This is a genomic window from Streptomyces sp. NPDC107765, from assembly GCF_055657085.1.
The window spans coordinates 58,801-70,655 of sequence record NZ_JBVKBL010000020.1; the positions used below are offsets into that span (position 1 = coordinate 58,801).

The following is an 11,855-nucleotide window of genomic DNA, read 5'->3' on the forward strand; positions in this document are numbered from 1 at the left end:
TCAGCGTGCCCGCAATCCTTCTTCCCATCAGGTCCGTCCTTCATGAGGCCATGAAACAACACAGATATCTGCCTGCCCTTTTGGTCGTGACGCTCATCGGCACGATCATGGAACTCGACATGTCCGTGCCCAGCTTCCCGGACATCGCCCACAGCCTCACAGCGTCCGAGTCCTCGGTACAGCTGACGATCACCTACAACTTCTTCGGCTACTGCCTCGGCGCCCTGGTCTACGGCCCGCTCTCGGACCGGTTCGGCCGGCGCAAGGTCATGCTGATCGGCAACACGATCATGCTGGCCGGCGCGCTGGGCTGCGCCATTGCGCCGAACATCGAGTTCCTGCTCGGCTCCCGGCTCGTCCAGGGTGTCGGCGCCAGCACCTCCGTGGTCCTGGTCTTCGTCATCATCGGCGACGTCTACCAAGGCACCGAACTGTTCAAGATGTTCGGGCTCACCAACGCCGCGATGTCCACCTTCATGACGGCGGCGCCCGCGCTCGGCGGACTCATCAACCGCACGATCGGCTGGCGCGGCAACTACGCCACCGTCTGCGGCATCACCCTGGTCTCCCTGCTGCTGATGGCATGCTTCCTGCCCGAGACCAAGGGCGAACGCACCAAGGTGACCGTCCGTCAGGTCGGGGCGGACTACCGCAAGCTGCTGTCCAGCAAGGAGTTCCTCGCGGCCTCGGTCGTCCCCAGTCTGCTGTTCGCCGCCTACATGGTGTTCATCGCGTCCAGCTCGTTCCTCTACACCGACACCTACGGGCTGTCCACGATCGGCTTCGCCGGCCATCTGCTGATCATCGTGGCCTCGTTCGCGGTGACCAGCCTGTTCGCCTCGAAGCTCATCGGGGTGCTGGGCGGCCCGGAGCGCACGGTGGTCTACAGCATCGCCGCCACCGTCCTCGGCATCGCCCTGTTCCTGGTGTTCGGCCAGGGCGCATGGGCGACCACCGGCCCCATCGCCGTCTTCTGCGTCGGCTTCGCCGCGGTCTACCCGGTCATCTTTGGACGCTCCCTGGCGGTCTTCCCGGAGCTCCAGGGCGCCGCGTCCTCGCTGAACATGAGCGGACGAGCGCTGCTGGTGACGCTGCTCACCGGCGTCGCCAGCAGCCTGTTCACCGGTGACTCCATCGTGACCGCCGGGGTGATGGCCGTCGCCGTGCTCATCGCCGCGCCCCTGGCCTTCGTCAAACCGAAGCAGAGCGCGGCGGACCAGGTGGAAGCCGAGCCGGTGCCCGAGGCCGGCTGACCACCACCGTCCACCGACGGGAAGTTCGGCTTCCCACCCTTCCTTCTCTCCCCCCTTCGTCCGCACGGCGGCGCCCACCGGCAGCCGCCGTGCGGATGCACCCGCACCAGGGGCGCGGGGCCGCACCGCGATACCCCGCGCCCGGAAAGAGGCCCGTCATGAACGCCAAAGGCCAGGAAACCCCCGAAACCGTACGGACGCTGTCCAGCCTGACCGGCGAGTACACCGTCCGCTGGGAGTCCCGCTCCTCCGTCCGTACCCGCCCGCGCAAGACCATCGACTTCGAGGAGGAGGGCTACTTCTTCCCCGAGGACAAGCAGCCGCTGCTGCTGGCCGACGAGGTCGCCTCGCTCGGCGCGAAGGCCAAGAACGACATCCTCGTGCAGTCCTTCTACAAGTACCTGCACGACATCGTGAACCTGGAAATCAAGGAAATCGTCTCGGCCTGCTCGAAAATCCTCTACGCGGACCTTCCGGTGGAGTTCTCCGAGGAGACCAAGCTCAACACCTACTCGGTGATCATCGACGAGTACTACCACGTCTACATCGCCCAGGACATGATCCTGCAACTGCAGGAGCACTACCCGGACCTCAAGCCGCTCGACTACCCGATATCCGACTCGCGGCGCGCGGTCATCGAGACCAAGAAGCAGCTCGACCCGAAGTACCACGACATCTTCGAAATCCTCGCCAACTGCTGTTTCGAGACCACGCTCGTCCGCGAACTCGTGGAGTTCTTCAACAGCCCCGGCGTCCATCCGTCGATCAAGTACTACGTCAACGACCACATGAACGACGAGTCCCGGCACTACGCGTTCTTCTACGACCTGATGACCTACCTGTGGGCCGAGATACCCGAGGACTACCGGCAGGCCATCGGTATCCACCTCGCCGACTTCACGCTCCTGTACCTCTCCGTCGAATCGGAGAAGCTCTTCAACATCGAATTGCTCGGCTCCTTCATCGAGGACCGCGAGCAGGCCCGCACATCCGTGGAAGCGCTCTACGCCGGATTCGAGATCACCCCGGACGTGCCGATCGTCAAGAACGTCCTGCGTGCGTTCCGCAACGCGGGAATGCTCGACCACCCCTCCGTCCGCGCCGGTTTCACCCGGATCGGCTGGAACGTCTGACCCGCACCGCCCACCCTGCACCCGTACCGGAAACCGTCCGGGACCGACGAGGAACACCATGAATTCCACGATTTCGCACCACACCACCACCAAGGTCGACGACGACCGGCGCACCAAGGAAATCGCCGCGGAAATCGAGCAACGCCTCCGGCAGGCCGACAGACTCGTACTGCCGCTGGACGAAACCCTCGAACTCCTCGCACAGCTGACGCAGTTCGAGCTCGGCCGCTTCCTGCTGCACAACCGCGGCCTCAACGGCTACTGGACCTCCTACATCTTCCGCAACGAGCCCACCGGCCCGACCACGCCGCTGGAGCACTGGCTGCTCAACAACTCCCTGCTGTGCCAGGCTCGCGAGCGCTACCACCGCTTCAAGGAGGAGATCGCCGCCCGCATCACCGACGGCGCCGCTCTCGCGTCCATCCCGTGCGGCGTCATGGACGACCTCCTCCAGCAGGACTACGACGGCGTCACCGGCTTCCGCCTCGTCGGGATCGACCTCGACGAGGAATCCATCGGCTACGCCCGCAAGAACGCCGCCGAACGCGGCCTCGCCGAGCACACCACCTTCCACGTACGCGACGCCTGGAACCTCGGCGTGGGCGGCGAGTTCGACCTCATCGTCAGCAACGGCCTCAACATGTACGAGTCGGACCCGCAGCGGCTCACCGACCTCTACCGCAGCTTCCACCAGGCGCTCCGCCCCGGCGGCCGGCTGCTGCTGAGCTTCCTCACCCCGCCGCCCCCGCCCCCGTGGGAGGCCCCCGAGCAGGCCGCGGCCTGGCAGAAGTACCAGATCGCCGAGGCCGACCTGCGCCGCGAACTGTCCATCATGGGCGACATCATCCAGGCCACCTACCTGAACTTCTCCAGCGAGGAGGAGGTACGCGGCCAGCTGGCGGCCGCCGGCCTGAGCGTGGCGGACATCCGCTACAGCCCGCAGGGCGTACTGCCCATCGTCACCGCGGTCAAGTGACGCCCGCGCTCACCTGACCCCCGCCCCGACGGGCCGCGGCGGCCGGAGCGACGACTCGCACCGGCCGCCGCGCGCCCACCCTCGCACCACCCGAACTACGGCCCTGGAGCCCCACTTCTCATGATCACCGCCACCGGTCTCGAACTGCGCGCCGGCGCTCGCGTCCTCATCGAGTCGGCGTCCTTCCGCGTTGCCCGCGGCGACCGCATCGGCCTGGTCGGCCGCAACGGCGCAGGCAAGACCACCCTCACCAAGGTCCTCGCGGGGGAGGGCCTGCCCGCCGACGGCACCGTCACCCGCACCGGCGACATCGGCTACCTGCCGCAGGACCCGCGCACCGGCGACCTCGACGTGCTGGCGCTCGACCGGGTGCTCTCCGCCCGTGGCCTGGACACCGTGCTCCGGTCGATCCGCGAGTGCCAGGAGCGGATCGCCACCGGCCGGGGCGCCGCCCGGGAGAAGGCGCTGAAGAGGTACGAGCGGCTGGAGACCGAGTTCCTGGCCAAGGGCGGATACGCCACCGAGGCGGAGGCCGCCACCATCGCCGCCAGCCTGGGCCTGCCCGACCGCGTCCTCGAACAGCCCCTGCACACCCTCTCCGGCGGCCAGCGCCGCCGCGTCGAACTCGCCCGCATCCTCTTCTCCGACGCCGACATCCTGCTGCTGGACGAGCCCACCAACCACCTCGACGCGGACTCCATCCTCTGGCTGCGCGACTTCCTCAAGACCTACCAGGGCGGGTTCGTCGTCATCTCGCACGACATCGACCTCGTCGAGACCGTCGTCAACAAGGTCTTCCACCTGGACGCCAACCGCACCACCATCGACGTCTACAACATGGGCTGGAAGCAGTACCAGGCCCAGCGGGCCGCCGACGAGCGCCGCCGCAAGCGCGAGCGCGCCAACGCCGAGAAGAAGGCCTCGGCCCTCAGCTACCAGGCCAACCGGCTGCGCGCCGGCACCAAGGCGGTCGCCGCACAGAACATGGCCCGCCGCGCCGAGAAGCTCCTGCAGGACCTGGAACCCGAGCGGCACGCCGACAAGGTGGCCAAACTCCGCTTCCCCGAGCCCGCACCGTGCGGCCGGACCCCGCTCACCGCCGAGGGCCTGTCCAAGTCGTACGGCTCCCTGGAGATCTTCACCGATGTCAACCTGGCCATCGACAAGGGCTCCCGGGTCGTCATCCTGGGCCTCAACGGCGCCGGCAAGACCACCCTGCTGCGCCTCCTCGCCGGCGTCGACACCCCCGACACCGGCAAGGTGATCCCCGGACACGGCCTCAAATGCGGCTACTACGCCCAGGAACACGAGACCCTCGACGGCGACCGCACCGTACTGGAGAACATGCGCACCGCCGCGCCCGGCATGGACCTGGCCGAGATCCGCAAGGTCCTCGGCTCCTTCCTGTTCTCGGGCGATGACGTGGACAAGCCCGCCCGGGTGCTGTCCGGCGGCGAGAAGACCCGGCTCGCCCTCGCCACCCTGGTCGTCTCCTCCGCCAACGTCCTGCTGCTCGACGAACCCACCAACAACCTCGACCCGGCCAGCCGCGAGGAGATCCTCGGCGCCCTGCGCACCTACACCGGCGCGGTCGTCCTGGTGACGCACGACGAGGGCGCCGTCGACGCCCTCCAACCGGAGCGGATCATCCTCCTCCCGGACGGCGTCGAGGACCTGTGGGGCGACGAGTACGCCGACCTCGTGGCCCTCGCATGACCCCCGCCGCACACGAAGGGCCCCCACTGGGCATCGACGCCCCCGCCCGGCTCGGCCGCACCGCGCTGCCCGACGGGCGCCGGCTGGCCTGGGCGGAATGGGGGCCGCCCGACGGCCGGCCGGTGCTGCTGTGCCCCGGGGGCGCCACCGGCCGCAGCCTCGGATTCGGCACGCATCTGCTCGCCGACCTGGGCGTCCGCCTGCTCTCCGTGGACCGCCCCGGCCTCGGCGCCTCCGACCCCGCGCCCGGCCGCACCCTGACCGACTGGGCCGACGATGTGGCCGCCCTCCTTGAGGCCCGTAGCATCCGCCGCCCCCACCTGGTCGGCTACTCCCAGGGCGTCCCCTTCGCACTGGCCTGCGCGGCCCACGGCCTGGCCACCGCGGTATCGGCCGTCTCGGGCAGCGCCGAACCGGCCGCCCCCGAACTGGCCGACGCCCTCGCACCGGACGTACGCGCCATGGTGGCCGCCGTGGCCCACGACCCCGAAGGCGCCGAAGCGACGGTCGCGGCGTCAGCGAGCGCCGCCTCGATGTGGGACCTGGTGACGGCCGGTTGCGCCCCCGCCGATCGCGCGGTCTTCCACCACCCGGCCTTCGCCCACGCCTTCCGCCGGGCGATCGAGGAAGGCTTCACCCAGGGCCCCGGCGGCTTCGCCCGCGACACCGTACTGACCATGTGCCGCTGGCCCTTCACGCTCACCGACATCACGGTCCCGGTCGACCTCTGGTACGGCGAGCACGACACCAGCATGTTCCACTCCCACCACCTGAGCGAACCCCTCGTCCGCGACCTCCCCCTGGCCCACCGCCACCTCGTCCGGAACGCCGGCGGGCTGCTCCTCTGGACCCACGCGGAAGACGTGCTGCGCACGCTGCTGGGGCACGACGAGGGGTGAGGCACCACGGGTTGTCTGCGCGGCGTGCCCGGGTACGCGCGCCGGCACGAAGCCACCACCGGTTGCGCTGCGGGTGGCTCTTGGCGAGCGCGACCTCGACTGTCCGCTCGGTGGGGAGAGAAACCACACGGGCTGACCGGCCTCGAAAACGACGTGGGGGATGGTCGCACCGTTGCGTCGCCAGAACCAGACGTCGACGATGTGAGCGGCCCGGTAGTCCTGGTGCCGTTGCCGCCAGGCTTCGTCGGTCATCCGCTCGTGCTGGACCTCCAGGGCGAGGAGCTGGCCGCATTGCAGATGGAGACCTTCGAAGTCCTTGTGAGAGACGCGGGACGAGGGCATCACCCTGATGACCCACGCCGGGCAACTGTCAGCCAAGCAATTGCGGAGGATCACAGACGAAGTGAGTGCCATGAAAGGTGGTGCGAGCGCCCCGTGACCGATTCGGAGAGCAGTTTCACGGATTGCCTCCCTCCAATGAACACCCGCTTGCCGAGCTCTGAGACGCTGGCGGTGCCTTACAGCGCTGCCCCGATCATGGTGAGGACCTCTGCCGTGGGGCGCACGTCGCCGAAGGAGCGGTAGATCGTGGCGAGCGTGGCGTTGTGATCCTGATCGCGGCCGGTCGCGTTGGCGTCGGCGACCATGACCACCCGATACCCGAGCGCGGACGCGTCGCGAGCCGAGGACTCACAGCACACCTGGGTGACCGTGCCGGTGACCAGGACGGTGTCGATGTGGTGTTCTTCCAGGAGGTCCGGGAGCGAGCAGCGGCCCGGGAAGAAGGCGCTCGGCACGCTCTTCTCCACGAAGATGTCGCCGGGACCGGTGGCGAGGCCCGGCCACAGCCGGCCAGGCAGCGGCCCGGTGCCGCCGGAGTTGCGGAACATCTCGGCCGCTTCGGGGCCGTGGAACTCGTCGCCGACCGGGGTGCGTTCGGTGCGTGCGGGCAGCACCCACGCGACCGTTCCGCCGGCCGCACGCAGCCGGTCGGCGAGCTGTTGGATGTTCGGGACGATGCCACGCGCGTGTGGGTTGGCGTCGACGAAGAACGGCACCATGTCGATGACGACCAGCGCAGTGCGGGCGGGCGTGAGATGGGGATAGGCGAAGCGGCGGCCGCGCCGTTGCTCCTGGCGCCGGTACTCCCGCTCTTCGATGCGCCACGCGTGTAAGCGGGTCTCGCTCTCCTGCACGGTGGGTGTCCTTGTCAGTCGGGGTCGGGGCTCAGCTTGCGGTGGTTGCCGGACCGGCCGATGTCGAGTTCCACCAGGGAGCTGAGGGTGGTGCCGCTGTTCCAGAAGCCGAGCAGGTCGACATCGATGAGGCACAGACCGTGCCGCGCGGCGAAGTCCCGGGCCGGCCGTGTGAAGACGCACGACGCCACGAACACCGGTACGTCGGCGCCGTGTTCGGCGCGGGCGGTGCCGTTGAACGTCTGGATGTCGCGGCTTCCGACCGAGCGGTGCTTGGCGAAGCGTTTGCACTGCACGACGATTTTCCTGCCGTCCGGCAGATAGCCGATCACGTCGGCCCCGAGGTCGCCCGAGCCGCCCACGCGCTCCACCTTGGTGCAGCCGTCGCGGTGGCACAGCTCGGCGACGTACTCCTCGAAGGCGCGGTCGTCCATCGCCCACACCGCCGCCAGGGAGCGCCTGGCTTGGAGCTGTGCGTCCTTGGCCAGTCGGCTCTTCTCGGCCCGGGCCTCGCGTCGTCCGGCGCGCACGAGCCCCGCGACGACGACTGCGAGTGCGACCGTGGCTAACGCCGCCAACAGCACCGTCCCCATGCGTGCTCCCCTCACCTTGTGGCTGCGCCGCCTGGTCTCTCCCCATTTCGAGGCTCGTCCATCCGCTGGATGCGCAGCGGTGGGGGCGGGAGCGGGTGCCGTGCCGTACGGCCTCGCTCATGCGGACGCCGGGGCTGGAGGGAGTCCGGCAGTCTCGATGGCCGGCAGCAGGTGTTCGATGGGACCCACGACGCCAACAACCAACCGACCAGCCTCACCAACCCGTTCGGTCAGCTGACTTTCGCCTACGACGTGGGCGGTCGGGAGACCTCCCGCCACTTCGGCAGCGGGGGAGTGGTAGCACTCCAGCAGCGGTTCGTGTCTTGAGCTGGGTGGTGTAGGTGCGGTGGCGGATGCGGGACTACCTGCGGGGACTGTAACGGCTGGCAGTTGGCCGAGTATGCCGGTCACCGGACCCCGGACCTGCTGCGGGCGGGCAGCGTTCACTCGTCGTAGTACTCGCAGTCGTCGCCCTGGACGCGCGCCCCCAGCACCCCAGCGATCTCCCGCATCTTCTTGAGAAGGAGTTCATCCGGGTGCTTCACCACGATCTGCCCCTCCCTCCAGTCCAAGCAGGCACCGTGAGTGTCCCGTTCGGGGTGGGTGACCATCTGGGCCAGCCACTCGTGCCGGTACTCCAACACTGCGTCCTGGCCCCGCGGAGAAACCCGGGCCACCTGAACCATCTCCAGTTCCGGGTCGGCAGCGACCACCGCCGCCCACTCCTGCGTCGTGATCTGCTCGCCCTCGTCCTCCCACCACGGCGTACGCCTGGTGATGTGCACGCCATAGCCCATGCCCGCACAGTAAGGGGCGCCACTGACACCACCGACGCGATCACGAAGCCACACTGGAGGGGTGCCTGCGGAGGTGTGGGGGCGGGCGGTCAGGCGTCGGGGTCGACTTCGGGGTGTGTGAACCGCACGGGCTTGCCCAGCGACCGGGCGTAGGCGATTTCGGCTCGGGTGCTGTCTCCGATGTAGTCGCCGACTACGAGCACCTCATCAGCGAGCCGGATCTTCGCCCGGTGCAGATCGTCGAGTCGAACCTTCAGCGCCTCGGCCTCGAGGGGATCGGACCAAAGTTCGTGCGGAGACTTCATGTCGCAACCCGGCTTGACGACGATCCTTCCGGCTTTGGTCTCCCGCAGGTCGGCCTCGGTCATCTCGGTCATGAAGCGGGTGGAGCCGCAGATCACGACGATACGCGGGAGGTTCATCTGCTTCTTCGCGTCGGCGAGTTGCTCCTCGGGGGTGAGCGGTTGCGGGTATGACACCGGTTCCTCCTGGTGGTGTGGTCCAAGGGGTGCCTGCGGAAACGAGAACGAGGGTGTCCAAGATCGTCCTGGCGAACGACGTGGACACCCTCGCGACAGCACTCTATGCGAGGACCGACGACATCCTGAAAGAGCTCCCGACCTGGCGCCGTGGCGCCCGCCGGTCGGCATTACGCCCCCCCTGAGCGATGCCGAACTGGTTACCCTCGCCACGATGCATGGCCATACTCGGCTTCACCTCCGAGGCCAAAGGGCTCCGCCATGCCCGTGCCCACCTGCTCCACCTCTTCCCCTACCTGCCCCAGCAGCCCGGCTACAACAAGCGGCTGCGCAAGGCCGCCGGTCTGATACGAAGCATCAACCGGATCCTGGCCACCACCTCGGTGTGGAGCGACGACGTATGGGTCGTGGACTCCACCCCGGTGGAATGCAGCCGCTCCCGCGAGACCATCAAACGCTCCGACCTGGCAGGCTGGACCGAATACGGCTACTGCGCCAGCCACAGGCGCTTCTTCTGGGGCCTGCGCCTGCACCTGGTCTGCACCCTTCAGGGCCTGCCCATCACCTTCGCCCTGACCGGGGCCAAGGTCGACGAACGCGAGACCCTCCTCGACCTCCCGGCCGCCGAATGCGAGCTCCTGCGAGAGCGCCACGGACAGACTCTCATCGGCGACAAGAACCACTTCGGCCGTGGTTTCGAACGCGAACTGTCCGAGCATGGAGCCCAGTTGCTGCGGCCGGCCCGTAAAGGTGAACGGGAACGGCCAGCCCTGTTCAAGCCGCTGCGGCAGGTCATCAAATCGATCAACGAGACCTTCAAAGGACAGCTTGACCTCGAACGGCACCGAGGGCGCACACCCGGAGGGGTCATAGCCCGCCTTGGCGGTGTCGCGTGGTCGGGGTCCGGGATGACGTTCACGGTGAACCGGATGATGCTGCGGGCGATGCCCGGCACCGCCGCCGTGGGGGAGTCCCGTGTCCAGTCCCGCAGCGCGGACAGCAGCATGCATCCCGCATGAGCCAGGGCGGCACGCCGTCACCCCGCGGCGCGCCACCCCGTACCGGCGATGAGGGCCCGAAGGTGCCAGGCATCAACAATGCGACACCAAGCCCATCCTCCCTCAGGGCGTGCAGGTCACCGTGCGCCTAAACGTCGGGCCTGCCTGCCCGAGCGCCCGCAGCCCCTGAGCCGCTCCGGCTGCAGAGCCCCAAGGACGTGGCATAGGGGGATATCCCCCGGCCAGGCCCGGAGGAAGCCACCAGTGTGGTCCACCCTCGCTCAGGCCATGATCGTTTCACCGTCCGGAAAACGAGCCCGTGCCGAGGAGTTCATCATGACCGTGCACCACCAGGCGATCGGGCGACGGAGGCTGCTGCTCGCAGCAACGGCCGGCCTCGCAGCCGTGGCCCTGCTGGCGCCGACCGCCTCCGCCGTGACCAGCGCACCTGCTGCACCCGCCCTCACGGGGGCGAAGGACCAGCAGGCCGCCGCGCTCCGCGCGCTGGAGCGCGCCGCCCACCACCTGCGCTCGACGGAACCGGGCGGCAGCACCTCCGACCTGCGGGCGCTGGACGCCATGATTGGCGACACCAAGGTGGTCGGGCTGGGCGAGGCGACCCACGGCTCGCACGAATTCTTCGCCATGAAGCAGCGCGTCTTCAGCCACCTCGTCGAGGAGAAGGGCTTCACCACCTTCGCCCTGGAGATGAGCTGGACGGCCGGTCTGCGGATCGACGAGTACGTCCAGGGCGGCCCGGGCGACGCTCGGCAGGTGGCCAAGGAGACTCTGACCGGATCGCCCTGGGAGCGCGAGGAGTTCGTCAGCCTCATCAGCTGGATGCGGCAGTACAACGACCGCCACCCCGACCGCAAGGTCCACTTCATGGGGAACGACCTCGGGGCGCCCAAGCTCGGCGACGCCGTCTTCGACCGGGTGCTCTCGTACGTCCGCGCGAACCGCCCCCAGGACGTCGCGCGCCTCGAAGAGTTGTACGCGGGCCTGCGGCCCCCGAACGACGTCTTCGCGTACCTGCGCAAGCCCGTTGCCGAACGCCGCCGGAACGCCACCACCGCCCAGCAGGCGTTCGACCTGGTCACCGCGAACAAGGGGGCCGGCGGCGACGCCTACGAATGGGCCGAGCAGCACGCCCGGAGCATCGCCCAGACCTTCGCGTTCGCCGCGCTCGACCTCTCCGACCCGGCGTCGGTCTCCGAAGCGGAGCACTTCCGTGACCGGGTCATGGCCGACAACACCGCCTGGTGGCACCGTCGCACCGGCGACAAGATGCTGCTCTCAGCGCACAACGGCCACGTGGGCTACCTGTCCAGCGACCCGGCGATGTACCCGACGACCCAGGGCGTCTTCCTGCGCAAGGCCCTCGGCCGGGACTACGCCGCCATCGGCTTCACCTTCGGCCGCGGCTCCTTCCTCACCGCGACCACTCTTGGCAGCCCCTGGAACAAGGTCACGGTCCCCGCCGCCACCCCCGACATGCAGGAGTACACCCTGGACCGGGTGCGCTACCGCGACTACTACCTCGACCTGCGCACCCTGCCCGCCGCGGGCCGCACCTGGCTGAACACCCCCCGCCCCACCTACGACGCCGGCTCGTCGTTCAAGAAGGACCCGCTGCCCACTCTCGCCATCACCCAGGCATACGACATCCTGATCCACCTCAACCAGGTCCACGCGGCCACCAGCCTCTGAGGTGCCGGGCTGATGTTGGGGTTCGGCTGGGGGCGGTGCGGTCGCCAGCAGAGTACGGGGCCCTGGTCGCGGACCGGAGGCTGACGCCGCGAAGCTCCTGGTCGG

The 11,855-nt window shown here is 68.7% G+C and carries 10 protein-coding genes and 1 pseudogene; 7 read left to right on the top strand and 4 right to left on the bottom strand.

All coding sequences use genetic code 11. From position 1 onward, the window contains the following. Positions 1-50: 50 nt before the first annotated feature. The 5 genes from ACZ7MX_RS34670 (at position 51) to ACZ7MX_RS34690 (ending at position 5,977) form a co-directional block, all read left to right on the top strand. Entirely contained in the window at positions 51-1,253 is a 1,203-nt protein-coding gene (locus ACZ7MX_RS34670; protein WP_472138044.1) for a multidrug effflux MFS transporter, read from the top strand. Positions 1,254-1,411: 158 nt separating this feature from the next. After that, positions 1,412-2,386, top strand: a complete 975-nt coding sequence (locus ACZ7MX_RS34675) for a diiron oxygenase (RefSeq protein ID WP_472138046.1) — start codon at positions 1,412-1,414, stop codon at positions 2,384-2,386. A 58-nt stretch (positions 2,387-2,444) separates the two neighbouring features. Beyond that, positions 2,445-3,362: an SAM-dependent methyltransferase gene (locus tag ACZ7MX_RS34680; RefSeq protein ID WP_472138048.1), complete on the top strand. Its 918-nt coding sequence runs from the start codon at positions 2,445-2,447 to the stop codon at positions 3,360-3,362. Between the two features lie 120 nt (positions 3,363-3,482). After that, on the top strand, positions 3,483-5,078 hold the full coding sequence (locus ACZ7MX_RS34685; protein WP_472138050.1) for an ABC-F family ATP-binding cassette domain-containing protein: 1,596 nt from the start codon (positions 3,483-3,485) through the stop codon (positions 5,076-5,078). Further along, positions 5,075-5,977, top strand: a complete 903-nt coding sequence (locus ACZ7MX_RS34690) for an alpha/beta fold hydrolase (protein WP_472138052.1) — start codon at positions 5,075-5,077, stop codon at positions 5,975-5,977. Before ACZ7MX_RS34685 ends, ACZ7MX_RS34690 begins: the two co-directional genes overlap by 4 nt. A 518-nt stretch (positions 5,978-6,495) precedes the next feature. Here the strand turns inward: ACZ7MX_RS34690 and ACZ7MX_RS34695 are convergent. From ACZ7MX_RS34695 to ACZ7MX_RS34710, 4 genes are all read right to left on the bottom strand, one after another. Continuing rightward, complete coding sequence (locus tag ACZ7MX_RS34695) at positions 6,496-7,173, bottom strand: isochorismatase family protein (protein ID WP_472138054.1); 678 nt, start codon at positions 7,171-7,173, stop codon at positions 6,496-6,498. Between the two features lie 14 nt (positions 7,174-7,187). Beyond that, on the bottom strand, positions 7,188-7,766 hold the full coding sequence (locus ACZ7MX_RS34700) for a restriction endonuclease (protein ID WP_472138056.1): 579 nt from the start codon (positions 7,764-7,766) through the stop codon (positions 7,188-7,190). A gap of 443 nt (positions 7,767-8,209) precedes the next feature. Then, positions 8,210-8,563, bottom strand: a complete 354-nt coding sequence (locus tag ACZ7MX_RS34705) for a hypothetical protein (protein ID WP_472138058.1) — start codon at positions 8,561-8,563, stop codon at positions 8,210-8,212. A gap of 89 nt (positions 8,564-8,652) precedes the next feature. Continuing rightward, positions 8,653-9,042: a hypothetical protein gene (locus ACZ7MX_RS34710; protein ID WP_472138060.1), complete on the bottom strand. Its 390-nt coding sequence runs from the start codon at positions 9,040-9,042 to the stop codon at positions 8,653-8,655. 68 nt (positions 9,043-9,110) lie between these two features. On the opposite strand from ACZ7MX_RS34710, the pseudogene ACZ7MX_RS34715 reads away from it, so the two are divergent. Beyond that, positions 9,111-9,923: pseudogene (locus ACZ7MX_RS34715) on the top strand (IS982 family transposase); the annotation flags it as partial. A 453-nt stretch (positions 9,924-10,376) separates the two neighbouring features. Then, positions 10,377-11,750: an erythromycin esterase family protein gene (locus tag ACZ7MX_RS34720; protein ID WP_472138063.1), complete on the top strand. Its 1,374-nt coding sequence runs from the start codon at positions 10,377-10,379 to the stop codon at positions 11,748-11,750. Positions 11,751-11,855: the final 105 nt, after the last annotated feature.